Source organism: Desulfurivibrio alkaliphilus AHT 2 (assembly GCF_000092205.1).
Taxonomy (GTDB): Bacteria; Desulfobacterota; Desulfobulbia; order Desulfobulbales; family Desulfurivibrionaceae; genus Desulfurivibrio; species Desulfurivibrio alkaliphilus.
Window position 1 is genome coordinate 603,407 of the sequence record NC_014216.1, and the last position, 18,146, is coordinate 621,552.

Genomic DNA, 18,146 nt, shown 5'->3' on the forward strand with positions numbered 1-18,146 from the left:
CTCAGTCGCTCAGCAGCGTTTGACGGGTGAAAATGGCCTGCAGCCGGTGTCCCCTGGCGGCCAGGGCCTCCGCCCCGCCTTCCTCGCGGTCGACGATGGTGGCCACCAGACCGACTTTGTATCCCTGTGCCTCCACCCGGTCGATCACCTTAAGCAGGGTGCCGCCGGTGGTGACCACATCTTCCACCAGGGCCACCACCGCCTGCGGCGGCAGGTTACTCTCTCCTTCCAGGTAGGCTTCCGTGCCGTGCTGTTTGGACTCCTTGCGGACAATGAAGGCCGGGATCGGGGCCTGATTAAGCCAGCTTACCACGGAAACCGCGGTAACGATGGGGTCGGCCCCCAAGGTCATGCCGCCCACCGCCTGGATTTTTTCAGGATGGTCGCTGATCATTTCAAACAGCAACTTGCCGCAAAGGTAACCCCCTTCGGCGTCCAGGGTGGTCTGTTTGCCGTCGATATAAAAGTCCGATTCCTTGCCTGAAGATAGCTTGAAGGTACCCTGGCGATATGATTTTTCCCGGATAATCTGCTTCAGGCGCTGATGGTCATTCATATTTACTTGGTCCTTGCAATCTGTTTGGTTGATTTACTAGCCGCCCGGGGGTATGCGGACCGCTAACATGGTTAAACCGTGCGGCCTCTACCGGCGGGGGGAGTGGCCACAAACTCGGTCAGTTCCTTTAAAAACAGGTTGAGATTCTGCAGGGCATCGAATTTGAGGGTGTTGCTGACCTCGCTGAACTCGCTGCCCGGTACATTGTCCTGCAGGGCCTGGAGCAGGGCCAGGACCACGTTGCGGTCAAACTGTTTGTCCACATCGTTGCAGAGGATCTTCAGAGCGGTTTCCACCGGCATGGCGTCGCGGTACGGGCGCTTGGAGGTCAGGGCATCAAAAACGTCGGCCACTGCAATGATCCGGCCGAACAGGGAGATTTCCGGCCCGCTCAACCCCATGGGATAACCGGTACCGTCCAGGCGTTCATGGTGTTGAATGGCCCCCTGGATAATGTGGTTGGCCAAGTGGATGGGTTGAAGAATCTTGTCGGTGAAAACCGGATGCTGCTGGATATGAAAGAACTCTTCGTTGGTCAGTTTGCCGGGTTTGCCTAAAATAGACTCGGAGATTCCGATCTTGCCCAGGTCGTGCATGTAGGCGGCAATCTCCAGGTCATTAAGCTCTTTGCCGGACAACATCAGTTGCCGGCCGATGGTCACCGCGTATTTGGCCACCCGGAAGGAATGGCCGTGGGTGTATTCGTCCTTGGCGTCGATGGCGGCGGCTAAGGCCTTCACCGTATTGAGATACAGATCCTGCAGGCTGTCGTAGAGGCGCAGGGTTTCAAAGGTGGGCGAGATGATGTTTTCGATGATCCCGACGAACTTCTTTTCGTAAGCGGTGAACTGTCGCTGGTTGGCGGGGCGGAGGAAGAACATCCGGCCGCTGATGCGGTTGTCCTTTTCCCTGATGGGCAAATAGAGTAAGGATTTGCCGTTGTCCAGGGTGCAGATGATGGGATGGCCGGTATCCTGTCGCCGGCGCAGGCAGTCGCACTCCAGCAGTGCCGCCTCTTCTTCCCGGGTAATGTTCAGTCTCACCTCAACTTCATCATCCCACCGGCCCCTGGTGTGGATCAGGGACTGGTCGGCGTTGATGGCCAGGGAGATCTCCTGCAGGATGATCTGGTAGCATTCCTCCAGGTCTTCGACCCCGATGATCTTACGTGCCACCTTACTGAGAAAGTTGAGCTGGCTGGAAAGGGCCAGCATTTCCTCGGAGGTTTCCCGCAACTCTTCTTCCCTTGCCAGTTGGCTGTTGAGGGCCGCCAGGCAGTATGCGATATGGGGCTCGCAGGCGGCCAGGGCCTCCTGGTCGGCGGCGGTGCAGGTTAAGCCGCCGATGTCTTGGGAAAAACTGAAAGGGTAAAAACGGCTGGCCCGGCCGCCGGGCTGCCCTTGGGTAAGCACCGCCTGGCCGTCGCTGTCCTGAATGGTTACTTGCAGGTTAAGGACTTCGCCAAGGTATTGCAGCGACTGATCGAGAAATTCAGTATCAAAGAGATGATCCTGGATGGAACTCATGGGGAAGCCGCGTCGGGATCAAGGATCTTGTTGATGGCCAGCCCCAGCTCTTCCTTGCAGATGGGCTTGTTAAGAAAGCCGTTACCACCGGCTTCTTTGGCCTCGCGGATGTTTTCCTCGCTGCCCAGGGAAGTAAAGAAGATTACCGGAATTCCGGTGGTGCGCTGGTCGGCCTTAAGTTGGCGGGTGGCTGCAATGCCGTCCAGCACCGGCATTTCAATGTCCATGATGATCATATCCGGTTCGGTGGCCAGGGCGGTTTCCACGCCTACCTGGCCGTTCTCCGCCGCGATCGCCCGGTGCCCCAACTGTTGCACCAGTTGGCTGACAATGCGCCTGATCATGGCGGAATCGTCTACAATCAAGATGGTTTTGCTCATTCAGGCCTAAGCTCCCTGATCTTTGAAGCTGTGAAGCTATGACAACCGCCCGCTTGCCGGTGTTGATAAGCGGGATCAACTGCGGCGCCAGCCGGTTGCCGGGGCCGCCAAGATCGCTTTGCGTTCTGCGTTAACAGCTTTGCAATATAACCGTAATCCGAATAGCAGGCAAAAAAAACTTGGCTTTTTTTCCCGGTGTCGTACTTAAAGCGCCGGCAGAAAAGAGGTCAGGTTGGCCTGGGCGTCAATGACCGGCTCAATTTCCCCCCCGCCGGCGGCCATTACCACCATGACCCCGGGGCCGTGGCCTGCCAGGACACAATCGGAATGAACGACGATGCCGATGACCACCCCGCCGCTGCGGTAGATGCGGCCGTAAGTGGCATCGGCGTCGATAATGGCCACGAAATCACCCAGGCGCAGGTCGTGTAGTTTATATTTTTTCACTGTGGGCTGGTCAAAGAGCTGGATATCGTAATCACCGCTGTGGCTGTGGGGCGAGCCCAGACCCGAGCCCATGATGGCCGCCGGCACCAGGTGGGTCACCGGCACCTGCAGCTTGCCTTTTTTGCCCTTTTTCAGGGGGAGCAGAGCCAGCAGGTCGGGGTCCAGGTTGATCACCTTAACCCCCGGGTAGTCGGTAAGCTGCAGGCCGCAGCCGAAGGCCTTGATCTGGATTTTGTCGCCGATGACCAGTTTTTCCAGCACCTCGGGGGCAAAATCCAGCAGCACATGCTCGATCCCCCCGTGTTTGCCGGTGACTCGGCCTTTTTCCCCTTTGGCCTCGCCGGAGACCACGGTGGCCAGGTTGCCGGCGCAGGAGTACAGGTTGAGGGCCCGGTTGGGGCCGGGCTGGCCCTGGACCTGGGTGAAGTTGCTAATGGAAACGCCGGGCTCGACGTGGTCGGCAAAGAGCCCGCAGGCCCGGTCGCCGATGCGCAGGTTGTAAGTGATTCCCCCGACCCCGGGATAGATATCGGGATGCCCTTCCGGGTTTACCCGGTAAGGGTTGATCCCGCCCAGTGGGGAGGTGATTTCTCCGATCACCGATTGGCAGACCAGTTGTTCCCGGTTGATTTTAAGCATTGTGGTAGCTCCCTGACCAATATCGTTGAACGATTACAGCCGTTTAGCCGGCAAGTTAGTACCTCTGGTGAACGGTTACGAACCATTAAACGTTGAAACGGAAATTAATACAATCGCCGTCCCGAACCACATAATCCTTGCCCTCCAGGCGCATCAAGCCTTTTTCCCGGGCCTTGGTCTCGCTGCCGCAGGCCAGCAGGTCCTGGCACGAGATTACCTCTGCCCGGATGAAGCCGCGCTCGAAGTCGGTATGGATCACCCCGGCTGCCTGGGGCGCTTTCCAGCCTTGCGGGATGGTCCAGGCCCGGGTTTCCTTTTCGCCCACGGTAAAGTAGGTAATCAGGCCCAGCAGTTGGTAGCCGCTGCGAATCAGGCGGTTGAGGCCGGGCTCGCTCTGGCCCAGGTCGTCGAGAAAGGCACGGCGCTCTTCTTCCTCCAAGTGGCTCAACTCTTCCTCAATGGCTCCGGAGATCATCACCACCGAGGCCTGCTCCGCCGCGGCCACCTCCTTTAATTTTTCCACCCAGGGGTTGCCGCTGCCGATTTCCTCCTCCGCCACGTTGGCGACATAAAGCACCGGTTTGGCGCTGAGCAGGAACAGCTCCTTGAGCACCTCCTGGCCGATGTCGTCGGGTTCCATGGTGCGGGCCGGCTGGCCCTGGTCCAGGTGATCGGCCAGGGCCTGCAGAAAGGCCTGCTGTTCCTTGGCTCCCTTCTGCCCGGACTTGACCTGGGCGGCGGTTTTATCAAGACGCTTGCGCACCGTCTCTAAATCGGCGAGAATCAACTCGGTGTTGATGATCTCCCGGTCCCGCAGAGGGTCGATGGAGCCGCCGACATGGACGATGTTGTCGTCGGCAAAACAGCGGATGACATGGGCGATGGCGTCCACCTGGCGGATGTGACCTAAAAACTGGTTGCCCAGCCCCTCTCCCTGGCTGGCGCCGCTGACCAGGCCGGCAATGTCGACAAACTCCATCCTGGCGTTGACTTTATTGCGGGTTTTGGCCATGGTGGCCAGTTGGTCCAGTCGTTCATCGGGTACCGGTACCATGCCCACGTTGGGTTCGATGGTGCAGAAAGGGTAGTTGGCCGATTCGATCCCGGCCGCGGTAAGGGCGTTAAAAATGGTGGACTTGCCCACATTGGGCAGGCCGACGATGCCGCAACGAAATCCCATGACAGTTCCTTAAAAGGGTTAAAGTAATCTTGGCAACAAAACCCCTTTTTATAACGGGTTCCCGGCCAATGGGCAAGGTAAAGGTGATGCCGGCCAGGCTGGCCGGGCGGGCAGGGTAGATGAAATTGCAGGAAAAATCACAGATAAATCCTCTTGGTGCGATGATCGGGAAGTTGGCGGCGAGCCGGAACTGGCGGGCCCGCCTGGCCCAGCACCAGATTTTTTTGATCTGGCCCGAGTTGGTGGGCGAGGAGCTGGCCGCCGTCTGCCGCCCGGAAGTTATCCGGGAGGGGGTGCTGTGGGTGCGGGTGGTTGATCCGGTTTGGGGGCAGCAGTTGCAGTTTGAGAAAAACGCCATCCTGGAAGCGGTTAACCGCCGCCTGCCGGGCGAGCATAAGATCACCGGCTTGCGCTGCCGGTTTGATCCGGCGCTGGCGCATGAACTTGATTCAGAGCTGCAGAATCAACCCCGGCCGGCGCCGGTGCCCAGAAAAATTGAGCCGGTCCGGGAGGCCGGCTTCAAAAAAATTATCGCCGGCATTGATGACCCCCAGGCCAAGGCCAACCTGTTGCGACTTTGGCGCCGATCGGAATCCAGAGACCGTTCACGACAGTAATTTCCGGCTGTCATCCGGCCCTTCTTGCTGAGATCTCCGGGAAGCGGTTTTGCTGCCCTGAATGAGTTCGATCAGGGTATTGACGCAATGGTTGAGTTGCGCGGCCTGATCTTCCATGCTGCCGGCCAGTTGTGACTGCTGTTCGGCTTCGGCGGCGTTGTCTTGGGTGGACTTGTCCAGATCCTGAATGGCTTTGGAGATCTGGCGAATACCTTGGGACTGCTCTTTTGAGGCGGTGGCTATTTCCATTAAAATTTCAGCAGTTTTCCGGGCTTTGTCGGCCGCGTTTTTAAACGACTCGTCGGTATTGCCCACCAACTGCGAACCCCGCTCAATGCGATCGTTGGTGGTGGAGAGCAGAGCCGTGGTCTGGCGGGCCGCTTCCGCCGCCCGCATGGCCAGGTTGCGCACCTCATCGGCCACCACCGCAAAGCCCGCCCCGGCCTCGCCGGCCCGGGCCGCTTCCACCGCCGCGTTCAAGGCCAGCAGGTTGGTCTGGAAGGCGATTTCGTCAATGGTTTGAATGATCTTGCTGGTTTCCTCGTTGGCGTTGGTGATCTCCCGCATGGCCTCGGTCAGCTGTCCCATGGCCTCGTTGGCTTCGGTCATGACCTGATTGGCTTCGCTCATCAGGCTGTTGGCGGAATCGGCGCTATCGGCGTTTTGGTTGGTCATGGCGGCCAGTTCCTCGATTGAGGCGCTGGTCTGCTCCAGGGCGGCGGCCTGCTGCGAGGCCCGGTCGGCCACTGTTTCTCCTGATTCGGCCGACTGGTGGGCGCTGCGGGAAACCTCGCCGGCGCTGGCTTGTAAATCGCCGATCACCGCATTGACCGGCCGGCTGACCAGGCGGTTCATGACCAGGGCGATGGAAGCACTCACCAGGGCCAGCAGGGTAAAACAGCCAAAAACCAAAAACAGGGTCAGGTTGCGCAGGGTCATGTTAAGCCGGCTGAGGTCATAGCTTAAGGCCAGGGTGCCGCCGGATTCGCCTTCCCGCCAGTCGGTGTGGCAGCGGATGCAATCCGGCACCACCGGTTGGGGGCCATAAAGCCGCAGGTAATCCCCCCGGTGCTCTTCCACGATTTCCATGGCCTCCAGGTCTTGCAGGGTGGCCGGCGCCAGTTCCCGCTCCGCCCGGTTGCCGTCGGTGGAAGAGAGGTTGAGCCGGCCGGCCGGGTCGTAGAGGGAGGCGTCGAGGATGCCGCTGATTTCGTTCTGGCGATAAAGCAGCTCCAGAAAGGTTTTCATCTGACCCCGCTCCAACGAGCCCTTAACGCCCTCTTCAAAAGAGTCAAAAAGGGTGTAGACCGAATCCATATAGTTGGTGGAAAGCCGCTGTTTGACGAAGCCGTGCAGAAAGATGGTCCCGCCGATCAGGGCGATGGCCAGCACAATAAGGACGGCGGTCATTACGCGGGCGATAACGGAGTTTTGGTTGGTGGCTTTGCCTGGCATGTGGGTTCTCCGTGAACGGCAACTGGTTAGCTGTTTCGGCCCTTTCCTTCAGACAGCCGGTAGAAGGGCAGGTCTTTCTGGCGGGCAAACTTCGGGGAGGCGCAACCGATGCAGGGGGCGTTGGTGTCCACGCACCAGGTGCGACCACCGTTCCACCAGCGGGTGGGGCAATCGGCAAAGGTGATGGGGCCAAGGCAGCCCAGCCGGAACAGACAGCCGCGATCACCCAGCTTTTCGGCAAATATTTCTTCCTGAAAATCATAGTAGCGGGGGCAAAGTTCGTGCAGGCGCCGCTCGAAGAAAACCCGTGGCGAGCCGTTGACCAGGTTAGGGTTGCCGACCAGGACCAGGTGGGTGATGGTGTGCCAGACCCAGTCCGGATGCACCGGGCAACCCCGGATGTTGATCACCGGCTGGTTAATGTTGCGGTTGCGGTAAAATTCAGCCAGCCCGACGGCGCCGGTGGGGTTGCCCTCGGCGGCGGGAATACCGCCGTCGCAGGCGCAGGAACCGATGGCCACCGCCCCGCTCATGGTGCGGGCCGCACGCTCCAGGTAGTCGGCAAAAGGCTTGTGGTCGATGATGCAGGCCTCGGGCATGCCCGCCGGAATCGCCCCTTCAATGGCCAGAACGTAGTCGCCGGCCTGGCCGTCGATGAAGGAGTTGATCAACTCCATGGCCTGCGCCCCGGAGGTGGCGGAAAGATCGGTGTGAAACACCAGTTGGGAATAGTCGGTGATCATGCTCAGCGGTGAAGGTGAGTCCGCCTGGAGCAGGGAGATGGAGCAGCCGGTGCAGGAAAGTCCCTGCAGGTAAAGCAGTTTGGGTACCGTGCGGGGGTCGATATCGTTTAAGGCCGCCCGGGCCGGTTGACTCAGCCCCTTGGTGCCGAAGGCGGCAGCCAGGGCGGCGGCAAGCTTGAGAAACTTTCGGCGGTCAAACATGTGTTTTCTCCTTAGTGTACCGCACAGGCCAGGCAAGGGTCGAAAGAACGGACGATGCGTTTGGATTCGATCTGTTCTTCCGGGTTGTTAACGCGGGTGCCGATCAGGGCGGACTCCATGGCCCCCGGTTGCCCTTGGTCGTCACGGGGTGAGGCGTTCCAGGTGGTCGGTACTACACATTCATATTTGGCGATTTTGTAGTTTTCAATCCGGATGTAATGCAACAGGGCGCCCCTGGAGGCTTCGGTGGCCCCGAAACCTTCCGCCGAGGCGGGTGGGTCGATGGAGGCCATGGTCGGCTGACCGGGTTGCAGGCGCTGGCTCTCGGCCAAAAGAAAATCCGCCAGCACCGCCGCCAGGATGGCCCGGCTCAGGTGGCGGCCAAGCACCGAATTGAGCTGGGTGGGCTGGATGCCGGCCTGGCCGGCGAAACGGTCCACCAGTTTTTTAATCTCCGGGTTGTGCCCCTGGGCGTAATCCACCATGACCCGGGCCGCCGGACCCACTTCCACCACCTGGCCGGCGTAGCGTGGGGCCATGATCCAGGAGTACGCGTCGCGTTTGTTGGGCTGCGGGGTGATGGCGGCGTCGCGGACCCGCAGGTTGCTGGGGGAAGAGTACTTGGCGTTGCCGACATCCTGGCGAATCTGGTTGAAATCCACCGCTTCCACTTGGCCGTCAAACATCACGCCAGGTGCCAGCAGTCGCCTGCTGTCGGGTTCCGGCCCCAAAGGCAGATGGCCGTAGGAAAGGAAACCACCCTGGCTGCGGCCGATATCCCAATATTCGGGGAAGGCCCCGGCCACCGCTAAAACGTCGGGAATATATTTGTGGTGAATAAAGTCGCGCACCTCGCGGATCAGCGACTGGTACGGGACGATCAGGTCAACCCGGGCTTCCTGGGTGCAGCCTCCGGGGAAGATTGCCGTGGCGTGGGGGAATTTGCCGCCGAAGATGGCCGCCGCCTGGTTGGCCTTCTGTTCCATCTTCATGGCTTCCAGGTAGTTTTTTATGGCCCCGAGGTTGGCATCCCGGTTGTCGAGATATTTGCCCGAAAGGCGGGGTAGAAAGGGGGCGGCTGGATATCTTTTGCCCGAATCGATCTCGGCCTTTACCCAGTCGCGGACCTTGCTCAGTTCGCGGTCTTTGCCGGTGTATTCGAGAACGGCGGTGATGTCGACGTAGTCCAAGGCGCAAAGCTGGTAGAAGTGCAGCAGGTAGTCGTATAAATGGTTGGCGCCCTGGATCAGGTTATGCAAAATGCGACCGTTGGGGGGTACTTGCAGGCGGTAGGCATTTTCCTGGGCGGTGGAGGAGGCAATGGCGTGGGCGTAAGGGCAGACGCCGCAGATCCGCTGGGTGATCTGCTGGGAGTCCAGCGGGTCGCGGCCCCGGAGAAAAATTTCAAACCCCCGGAACATCTCACCTTCGCAACGGGCGTCGGTCACCACGCCGTTTTCCACGGTGGTTTTTACATTAAGGTGTCCTTCGATCCGGGTGATGGGGCCGATATCTACTTGCATCCGCACTTCTCCCAAAAAATGAAATGGTGGCGGTTTTACGGGGGGAAGGTGGTTAGGGTAAAAGCATGGTCGCAACCTTTGCCCGGCAGAACTGTGTCGGGCTTGGTGTCGCAGGGAAAGGTATAAGCGATGGCCACCCTTATAGGTTGCGCGCTTGGGCGGTTCGGCGATGAACCGGTTGACGCCCCTCCGTTCCCATGTGATCCCCCGGAACCCCTCCGCAAGAAAACGGTATGTATGAGCCTTAGCTTTTTTAAGCTAGTTAAACGTTTGCCTTATATATGGCAAGCACTACTACTCTGGAAATTGTTTGATTGTCAATATCGATTTATAAATATTGGGGTAAATTTAATTTTTTTTATCATGCCTGGGGGGGGGAGGGTTGCCGAGCGGGGGGAGGGTCGATGATTAATACAGATCGTTAAAAATATACTGCAGCAAAGCGATGATCACGATGGAAGCGGTTTCCGCCCGCAGGATGCGGCGCCCCAGGCCGATAACAATAAAACCGGCCTGCCGGGCAAGGTCGATTTCCTCCCGGCTGAAGCCTCCTTCCGGGCCGATCAGGACCAGGACGGAAGCCGGCGCTCCGAGTTGTTCGGCTATGTTGCTGAGTGGTGGTGCTTCCGGTTCTTCCCAGCAGATCAGGCGCAGGTCAAAGTCGGCAGCGTCGGCCAGCAGTTCGGCAAAAGTTTGCGGCGGATGGCAGGATGGAGGCCAGGGCTGGTTGCACTGCTTGCACGACTCATGGATGATCCGTTGCCAGCGGGCAAGCTTTTCGGCCCCGGGGGGTGGGGTTGTGGTGTGTTGTGAGGTGTAAGGGCGCAGGGAGCGAACCCCGAGTTCGGTACACTTTTGCACCACCAGGTCCATCTTTTTGCCTTTGAGCATCGCCTGGCCCAGGTGGATGGCCAGCCGGTCGGGCGGGGTGTCGCTGGAGCTCAGCAGGGTCAGCCGGGTCAGCCCCGGTTCGATATGGTCTATGGCGGCCTGATAAACCGTGCCCCGGCCGTCGAAAAGTTCCACTCGCTCGCCGGGGGTCAGGCGCAGCACATGCTGCAGGTGGTGGGCATCGCTGCCGGTCAGGCTGGCCTCCCGGCCCTGAATGGCTTCAGGGTCGATGAAAAAGCGTCTCATGATTGTGCGTCGTGTGGTTTCCTGAACAGAAAGGCAACCCACTCATCCTGGTGCGGCTGCTGGCGAAGGAGCAGCCCGAGTTCCTGGAAGTGTCGGACGATCTCGGCCTCCTGCTGGCCGGTCAGGACGCCGGCCAAAATCAGATGCCCGCCGGGTGCCACCAGTCTCACCAGTTCCGGGGCCAGGTCCAGCAGCACATCGGCGGTGATGTTGGCCAGTACCGCTTGAAAAGGCGAGGTCAATTCCGGTAAGGGGGTCTGGCTGGTCTGAATGACGCTGTTTAGCTGATTTCTTTCGCTGTTAAAGCGGGTTGCCTCCACGGCCAGGGGGTCGTTGTCGATGGCGACAACCTTTTCCGCTCCCCACAGGGCAGCCGCCATGGCCAAGATTCCGGTTCCGCAGCCGGCATCAAGCACGGTGGCGGGCGGTTCAGCCTCCGAGAAAAGCAGGTTGAGCAGGTGGAGGGCCAGTCGAGTGCTGGCGTGATGGCCGGTGCCGAAGGCTTGGCCCGGGTCCATTTCGATTACCTGCTCGCCGGGGGCGGGTTCGTAGGTTTCCCAGGTGGGTTTGATGATTAAACCGGGGGCCACGGCCAGGGGGGTAAACTCTTTCTTCCAGGTTGCGTTCCAGTCGCGGTCGACAATGACTTCGGTTCGGGGTGGTGGGATCTCTACGGCCTGATGGTGGGAGCGCAAATATTCGAGATAATCGTTGATGGCTTGCAGGCAATCATTAAGACTATCGTCCTGTTCCAGGTAGACACTGATTTCCTCCCAGGGTGAGTCATGGTCGAAGCCGGTAAATCCGTGTTCGACGCCGCCGGCACTGCAGGAAGCCAGCATGGCCGCCACGTTGTCGGCCTGCTCGGGTGGGCATTGGACGGTCAGTTTAAGCCAGCTGCGGGGAGTATTGGTCATGGTGCCGGGCCCGGGGGTTGAGTTGATCAGTCTTGTCCGAGGTCGCCGGCCTCGGCCGGCGGCTTGAATTGCAGAATGTACCGGAAGCGGTGGTGGAAGACAACCGGTAAACGCGTAACCGAGCAGCCGCACGCCTCTTCGGGCAAGCAGCCGGGCTTGTGTGCCGAGCCCAGGGATCCGTCAAAGTCATTGGTTGTTGCACCGGGGTGGGGGCCGCGAAACCCGGTAGCGACTCATTCTCGGCCGACATCCTGTCGGCCTCCGAGGCGCCCGCCGCCTCCTGCGCCTCCATGCGCCCGGCGGCGGGCAAACCCGTCGCTACCGGGTTTCACGGCCCCCGTCCAGCCCCAAGCGACTTTGACGTTGCCCCGGTGCCGAGCCGCTTGTCCTTTGCGAATAAGGTGCTTTGTTGTAAGATACTGGTTATGGAGAAACAGGATTTAGCTCAATTGCTGGCCGAAGTCGCCGCCGGTCGCTGCTCGGTGGAGCAGGCCGTGGATGCCCTTAAACACTGGCCCGGGGAAAAGCTGGGTTGCGCCCACCTTGACCACCAGCGGCGCTTGCGCACCGGGATCCCGGAGGTTGTGTTCGGTGAGGGGAAGAGCGCGGAACAGGTGGCGCTGATCATGCAGAGAATGCTGGCGCACCGGGAAACGGTGCTGGCAACCAGGGTTGATGCAGCTAAAGCGGCGGCGGTGACCGACCTTTTGCCCGAGCTGACCTACTTTCCGGCGGCCCGGATGCTGGCCGCCAATTTGCCGGAGATAAACCCGCAGCGCTGTCGAGGCACGATTCTGGTGGTCTCCGCCGGCACTTCCGACGAACCGGTGGCCGAAGAGGCGGCCCTGACCGCCACGGCCTTGGCGCATCCGGTGTCTCGACTTTACGATGTCGGGGTGGCGGGGATTCATCGTCTGCTGGGGCAGCGCCAGGTTATGGAAGAGGCCTCGGTGCTGATCGTGGTGGCCGGCATGGAGGGAGCCCTGCCCAGTGTGGTGGGTGGCCTGGTGAGTAAACCGGTGATTGCCGTCCCCACCAGTGTCGGCTATGGCACGGGGTTTGGCGGCATTGCCGCTCTGCTGGGGATGCTCAACAGCTGCGCGCCCGGGGTTACGGTGGTCAATATCGACAATGGTTTCGGGGCAGCCTGTGCGGCCCACGCTATTAATGGTAGGGGCTGAACCCGGTTATGAATATTTGCTGAAAGGCTGCTGAAAGTCGTTGACAAGCCAGGGTCGTCCGGCTATCTTGCCCGCCTTTCCGGGTCACCCCGGAGGCGCTTGTCGGTAGATACCGGCGGGTTGAAAGTTTTGTCGCCGAGCTTAAAAAAACGATTGACACGGCAGGCAAGACTGAGTATAAAGCAGACTTCTCCAGCGGGTTGCCCGCGGGGGTTAGCGATCTTTGAAAACTGAGCAGAGAATTAAGTGATGGGCCCAAAGACCTGTTTTGGTTATAGCGGGGAACCGTTGTAGCCGGGATGGGATTTTTTTTGCAGTACAGTAGGCGTTGGCTGTTATTACAGTTAGCGTTTTACGATAGAGATCAAACTGGAGAGTTTGATCCTGGCTCAGATTGAACGCTGGCGGCGTGCTTAACACATGCAAGTCGAACGAGAAAGGGGCTTCGGCCCTGAGTAGAGTGGCGCACGGGTGAGTAACGCGTAAGTAACCTGCCCTTCTATCTGGGATAACAGTTCGAAAGGGCTGCTAATACCGGATATTCTTGCCGGCCATAAGGTTGGTAAGGAAAGGTGACCTCTTCTTGAAAGTTACCGTAGAGGGAGGGGCTTGCGTACCATTAGCTAGTTGGTGGGGTAACGGCTTACCAAGGCGACGATGGTTAGCGGGTTTGAGAGGATGATCCGCCACACTGGAACTGAAACACGGACCAGACTCCTACGGGAGGCAGCAGTGAGGAATATTGCGCAATGGGGGCAACCCTGACGCAGCGACGCCGCGTGAGTGAAGAAGGCCTTCGGGTTGTAAAGCTCTGTCGGAAGGGAAGAACGGTTCAGGTGTTAATACCATCTGGATTTGACGGTACCTTCAAAGGAAGCACCGGCTAACTCCGTGCCAGCAGCCGCGGTAATACGGAGGGTGCGAGCGTTAATCGGAATTACTGGGCGTAAAGGGCGCGTAGGCGGCCCTGCAAGTCAGTTGTGAAAGCCCACGGCTCAACCGTGGATGTGCAATTGAAACTGCAGGGCTTGAGTACCGGCGGGGAAGATGGAATTCCCGGTGTAGAGGTGAAATTCGTAGATATCGGGAGGAATACCGGTGGCGAAGGCGATCTTCTGGACGGATACTGACGCTGAGGCGCGAAAGCGTGGGGAGCAAACAGGATTAGATACCCTGGTAGTCCACAGCTGTAAACGATGTGCACTAGATGTTGGGAGGAATTGACCCTTTCAGTGTCGCAGCTAACGCATTAAGTGCACCGCCTGGGGAGTACGGCCGCAAGGTTAAAACTCAAAGGAATTGACGGGGGCCCGCACAAGCGGTGGAGTATGTGGTTTAATTCGACGCAACGCGCAGAACCTTACCTGGGCTTGACATCCCGGAGATCTCCTGGAAACAGGAGAGTGCTATCATTAGGTAGAATCCGGAGACAGGTGCTGCATGGCTGTCGTCAGCTCGTGTCGTGAGATGTTGGGTTAAGTCCCGCAACGAGCGCAACCCTCGCCTTTAGTTGCCATCATTAAGTTGGGCACTCTAGAGGGACCGCCGGTGTCAAACCGGAGGAAGGTGGGGATGACGTCAAGTCCTCATGGCCTTTATGTCCAGGGCTACACACGTACTACAATGGCCGGTACAGAGGGCAGCGACTTAGCGATAAGTAGCCAATCTCAAAAAGCCGGTCTCAGTCCGGATTGGAGTCTGCAACTCGACTCCATGAAGTTGGAATCGCTAGTAATCGCGGATCAGCATGCCGCGGTGAATACGTTCCCGGGCCTTGTACACACCGCCCGTCACACCACGAAAGTCGGTTGTTCCAGAAGCGGTTGAGCTAACCTTTTAGGAGGCAGGCTGCCAAGGAATGATCGGTAATTGGGGTGAAGTCGTAACAAGGTAGCCCTAGGGGAACCTGGGGCTGGATCACCTCCTTTTTAAGGAAGATCGGGCTAAGTCCCGACAGGGGTCAATACCATCACATTTCTGCTCAGTTTTGAGAGATCGCTAACGATCTTTGCAAGTGATAGGTAACGGGGAGCGGCCGTTCGCTAAGGATGGTCGCTTAGTTTTCTCGGATACGGGCCTATAGCTCAGTTCTGGTTAGAGCGCACGCCTGATAAGCGTGAGGTCACTGGTTCAAGTCCAGTTAGGCCCACCATTATCGGATTGGGGGTGTAGCTCAGCTGGGAGAGCGCCTGCCTTGCACGCAGGAGGTCATCGGTTCGATCCCGTTCACCTCCACCATTTTTAGCCGTCTTTGGCGGCGCCGTCGCGGTTATCTCAGAGGAGTAACCGGATGGTATGGCAGTATTTGATCTTTGATAATTGAATATGTTGTGAAGCATTTTAGTAGCTGAGTCTAGCAAGGCTTATAGGATATTTTTGATCAAGCTACTAAGGGCAGACGGTGGATGCCTTGGTACCAGGAGGCGATGAAGGACGCGGTAAGCTGCGATAAGCTTCGGGGAGCTGCTAACAGGCTTTGATCCGGAGGTTTCCGAATGGGGCAACCCGGCCAGGTATACCCTGGTCATCATGCACTGAATTCATAGGTGTATGAGGCGAACGGGGGGAAGTGAAACATCTCAGTACCCCCAGGAGAAGAAATCAATTGAGATTCCGTCAGTAGTGGCGAGCGAACGCGGAAAAGCCCAAACCGCAGTACTTGTACTGCGGGGTTGTGGGGCCCCGATGTGGGATTGACGAAGGATAGTTGAACGGTCTGGAAAGGCCGGCCAGAGACGGTGATAGCCCGGTAGACGAAATCTGGAGTCACCCTAGGGTGTCCCCGAGTACCACGGGACACGAGAAACCCCGTGGGAATCCGGGAGGACCATCTTCCAAGGCTAAATACTACCTGGTGACCGATAGTGAACCAGTACCGTGAGGGAAAGGTGAAAAGAACCCCGGGAGGGGAGTGAAATAGAACCTGAAACCGTCTGCTTACAAGCAGTGGAAGCACTATGTCTTCGGACAGTGTGACCGCGTGCCTTTTGCATAATGAGTCAGCGAGTTACCCTATGCAGCAAGGTTAAGCCGAGAGGTGTAGCCGTAGCGAAAGCGAGTCTTAACTGGGCGTTTAGTTGCATGGGGTAAACCCGAAGCCGGGTGATCTAGCCATGGCCAGGGTGAAGCGAAGGTAACACTTCGTGGAGGCCCGAACCATTGTAGGTTGAAAACTGCTTGGATGAGCTGTGGCTAGGAGTGAAAGGCTAATCAAACTCGGGAATAGCTGGTTTTCTCCGAAATATATTTAGGTATAGCCTCGTGTGATGACTGACGGAGGTAGAGCACTGGTTGGGCTAGGGGTCCCCACAGGATTACCAAACCCTGTCAAACTCCGAATACCGTCAAGCTCAAGCACGGGAGTCAGACTACGGGTGATAAGATCCGTGGTCGAAAGGGAAAGAGCCCAGACCGCCGGTTAAGGTCCCTAAATGCATGCTAAGTGGTAAAGGATGTGGAACTGCCCAGACAACCAGGAGGTTGGCTTAGAAGCAGCAATCCTTCAAAGAAAGCGTAATAGCTCACTGGTCGAGTGGGTCTGCGCCGAAAATTCAACGGGGCTAAGCATGCTACCGAAGCCGCGGATTTCATCGTAAGATGGAGTGGTAGGAGAACATTGTGGTCGCCTGAGAAGGTACACCGAAAGGAGTGCTGGAGGTCCCACAAGCGCTTATGCTGACACGAGTAGCGCAAATGCGGGCGAGAAACCCGCACACCGAAAGCCTAAGGTTTCCTGTGGTCAAGTTAATCTGCCCAGGGTTAGCCGGCCCCTAAGGCGAGGCCGAGAGGCGTAGTCGATGGGAAGCAGGTGAATATTCCTGCGCCGTTGTATCAACGTTTGAGTGAAGGGGGGACGCAGAAGGGTAGGCCATCCGGGTGTTGGACGTCCCGGTTTAAGCGTGTAGGCGGGAGAAGCAGGCAAATCCGTTTCTCCATTCAACGCTGAGGCGTGATGACGAGGGCTTAGGCCCACAAAGTGGTTGATCCCATGCTGCCAGGAAAAGCCTCGTAGCGAGTTGATATGGCGACCGTACCGTAAACCGACACAGGTAGGCAGGGAGAGTATCCTAAGGTGCTTGAGAGAACTCTGGTTAAGGAACTCGGCAAAATAACACCGTAACTTCGGGAGAAGGTGTGCCATCATTAGGTGAAGTGAATACTTACGGAGCCGAAGGTGGTTGCAGAGAAACGGGGGGAGCGACTGTTTACTAAAAACACAGGACTATGCGAAGTCGAAAGACGCGGTATATGGTCTGACGCCTGCCCGGTGCCGGAAGGTTAAGGGGAGGAGTTATCCTTCGGGAGAAGCTCCGAACCGAAGCCCCGGTAAACGGCGGCCGTAACTATAACGGTCCTAAGGTAGCGAAATTCCTTGTCGGGTAAGTTCCGACCTGCACGAATGGCGTAACGATTTCCCCACTGTCTCAACCAGGGACTCAGCGAAACTGAATTATCGGTGAAGATGCCGATTACCCGCAGCAAGACAGAAAGACCCCGTGAACCTTTACTACAGCTTGGCATTGGAGTTTGGGATAATTTGTGTAGGATAGGTGGGAGACATTGAAGCGGGAACGCTAGTTCTCGTGGAGTCAACCTTGAAATACCACCCTGATTATTCTAGGCTTCTAACCACGACCCGTCATCCGGGTTTGGGACATTGTCTGGTGGGTAGTTTGACTGGGGCGGTCGCCTCCTAAAGAGTAACGGAGGCGCGCGATGGTTCCCTCAGGCTGATTGGAAACCAGCCGTAGAGTGTAAAGGCATAAGGGAGCTTGACTGCGAGAGAGACATCTCGAGCAGGTACGAAAGTAGGTCTTAGTGATCCGGCGATTCCGCATGGAAGGGTCGTCGCTCAACGGATAAAAGGTACTCCGGGGATAACAGGCTTATCTCCCCCAAGAGTTCACATCGACGGGGAGGTTTGGCACCTCGATGTCGGCTCATCGCATCCTGGGGCTGGAGCAGGTCCCAAGGGTTTGGCTGTTCGCCAATTAAAGCGGTACGCGAGCTGGGTTTAAAACGTCGTGAGACAGTTTGGTCCTTATCTGCTGTGGGCGTAGGGTATTTGCGAGGATCTGTTCCTAGTACGAGAGGACCGGGATGGACGAACCACTGGTGTTCCTGTTGTCGCGCCAGCGGCAATGGCAGGGTAGCCACGTTCGGAAGGGATAACCGCTGAAAGCATCTAAGCGGGAAGCCCACCTCAAGATAAGATACCCCGTGGGGATAACCCCACCTGAAGGCTCGTCATAGACCATGACGTCGATAGGCCGGGTGTGGAAGTGTGGCAACACATGGAGCTTACCGGTACTAATCAGCCGTGCGGCTTGATCATTTTCTTTTTCCTTGCAAGATTCGCTACTGTAAATGCTAACTCACAACATATTCAGTTATCACTGTTTTTTTAGACTTTTCGGTGGCCATAGCGAGGGGGTCACACCCGTTCCCATTCCGAACACGGAAGTTAAGCCCCTCAGCGCCGATGGTACTGCCAGGGAAACTTGGTGGGAGAGTAGGTCGCCGCCGAATCTTTTTTGCTAAAGCCCCTGTTATCGCTTGGACGGTAACGGGGGCTTTTTTTTTGTGCCGCTTACGGCTGGACGGGGGCAACAACCAATGACCTTTGGTTCACGGGGGCTTTTAA

General features: G+C 57.9%; 12 protein-coding genes, 2 tRNA genes and 3 rRNA genes. 7 read left to right on the plus strand and 10 right to left on the minus strand.

The window, feature by feature from the left end:
* Position 1: 1 nt before the first annotated feature.
* The 5 genes from pyrE to ychF form a co-directional block, all read right to left on the minus strand.
* The gene (gene pyrE / locus DAAHT2_RS02595) at positions 2-556 is read right to left on the minus strand and encodes an orotate phosphoribosyltransferase (RefSeq protein ID WP_013162749.1); all 555 of its coding nucleotides are present in this window, start codon (positions 554-556) and stop codon (positions 2-4) included.
* Between the two features lie 71 nt (positions 557-627).
* Positions 628-2,082, minus strand: coding sequence for an HD-GYP domain-containing protein (locus DAAHT2_RS02600; protein WP_013162750.1), 1,455 nt, complete (start codon positions 2,080-2,082; stop codon positions 628-630).
* The gene (locus DAAHT2_RS02605; protein WP_013162751.1) at positions 2,079-2,462 is read right to left on the minus strand and encodes a response regulator; all 384 of its coding nucleotides are present in this window, start codon (positions 2,460-2,462) and stop codon (positions 2,079-2,081) included. Before DAAHT2_RS02605 ends, DAAHT2_RS02600 begins: the two co-directional genes overlap by 4 nt.
* A 204-nt stretch (positions 2,463-2,666) precedes the next feature.
* Positions 2,667-3,548, minus strand: a complete 882-nt coding sequence (locus DAAHT2_RS02610; RefSeq protein WP_013162752.1) for a DUF4438 domain-containing protein — start codon at positions 3,546-3,548, stop codon at positions 2,667-2,669.
* Positions 3,549-3,633: 85 nt separating this feature from the next.
* Positions 3,634-4,728: a redox-regulated ATPase YchF gene (gene ychF, locus DAAHT2_RS02615; RefSeq protein WP_013162753.1), complete on the minus strand. Its 1,095-nt coding sequence runs from the start codon at positions 4,726-4,728 to the stop codon at positions 3,634-3,636.
* Positions 4,729-4,889: 161 nt separating this feature from the next.
* On the opposite strand from ychF, the gene DAAHT2_RS13725 reads away from it, so the two are divergent.
* Complete coding sequence (locus tag DAAHT2_RS13725; RefSeq protein ID WP_049824351.1) at positions 4,890-5,345, plus strand: DciA family protein; 456 nt, start codon at positions 4,890-4,892, stop codon at positions 5,343-5,345.
* Here DAAHT2_RS13725 and DAAHT2_RS02625 read toward each other — a convergent pair.
* The 5 genes from DAAHT2_RS02625 to prmA all read right to left on the minus strand — a co-directional run bounded on the left by DAAHT2_RS02625 (position 5,334) and on the right by prmA (position 11,321).
* Entirely contained in the window at positions 5,334-6,800 is a 1,467-nt protein-coding gene (locus DAAHT2_RS02625; protein ID WP_013162755.1) for a methyl-accepting chemotaxis protein, read from the minus strand. The genes DAAHT2_RS13725 and DAAHT2_RS02625 overlap by 12 nt on opposite strands.
* Before the next feature lie 26 nt (positions 6,801-6,826).
* Positions 6,827-7,744 carry a hydrogenase small subunit gene (locus DAAHT2_RS02630; protein WP_013162756.1) on the minus strand — a complete coding sequence of 306 codons (918 nt, stop codon included), beginning with the start codon at positions 7,742-7,744 and terminating at the stop codon, positions 6,827-6,829.
* An 11-nt stretch (positions 7,745-7,755) separates the two neighbouring features.
* Positions 7,756-9,267, minus strand: coding sequence for a nickel-dependent hydrogenase large subunit (locus DAAHT2_RS02635; RefSeq protein WP_013162757.1), 1,512 nt, complete (start codon positions 9,265-9,267; stop codon positions 7,756-7,758).
* 408 nt (positions 9,268-9,675) lie between these two features.
* Positions 9,676-10,404, minus strand: a complete 729-nt coding sequence (locus DAAHT2_RS02640) for a 16S rRNA (uracil(1498)-N(3))-methyltransferase (RefSeq protein ID WP_013162758.1) — start codon at positions 10,402-10,404, stop codon at positions 9,676-9,678.
* Positions 10,401-11,321 carry a 50S ribosomal protein L11 methyltransferase gene (prmA, locus tag DAAHT2_RS02645; protein WP_013162759.1) on the minus strand — a complete coding sequence of 307 codons (921 nt, stop codon included), beginning with the start codon at positions 11,319-11,321 and terminating at the stop codon, positions 10,401-10,403. Before prmA ends, DAAHT2_RS02640 begins: the two co-directional genes overlap by 4 nt.
* A 425-nt stretch (positions 11,322-11,746) precedes the next feature.
* Between prmA and larB the strand changes: the two genes are divergently transcribed.
* The 6 genes from larB to rrf all read left to right on the plus strand — a co-directional run bounded on the left by larB (position 11,747) and on the right by rrf (position 18,031).
* On the plus strand, positions 11,747-12,502 hold the full coding sequence (gene larB / locus DAAHT2_RS02650; RefSeq protein ID WP_013162760.1) for a nickel pincer cofactor biosynthesis protein LarB: 756 nt from the start codon (positions 11,747-11,749) through the stop codon (positions 12,500-12,502).
* A gap of 366 nt (positions 12,503-12,868) precedes the next feature.
* Positions 12,869-14,430, plus strand: a 16S ribosomal RNA gene (locus DAAHT2_RS02655).
* Between the two features lie 145 nt (positions 14,431-14,575).
* Positions 14,576-14,654, plus strand: a tRNA-Ile gene (locus DAAHT2_RS02660).
* Positions 14,655-14,664: 10 nt separating this feature from the next.
* Positions 14,665-14,740, plus strand: a tRNA-Ala gene (locus DAAHT2_RS02665).
* Positions 14,741-14,880: 140 nt separating this feature from the next.
* Positions 14,881-17,837: ribosomal RNA gene (locus tag DAAHT2_RS02670) — 23S ribosomal RNA — on the plus strand.
* Positions 17,838-17,914: 77 nt separating this feature from the next.
* Positions 17,915-18,031 (plus strand): 5S ribosomal RNA (rrf, locus tag DAAHT2_RS02675).
* The 16S, 23S and 5S rRNA genes sit together here with 2 tRNA genes alongside, the layout of an rRNA operon.
* Positions 18,032-18,146: the final 115 nt, after the last annotated feature.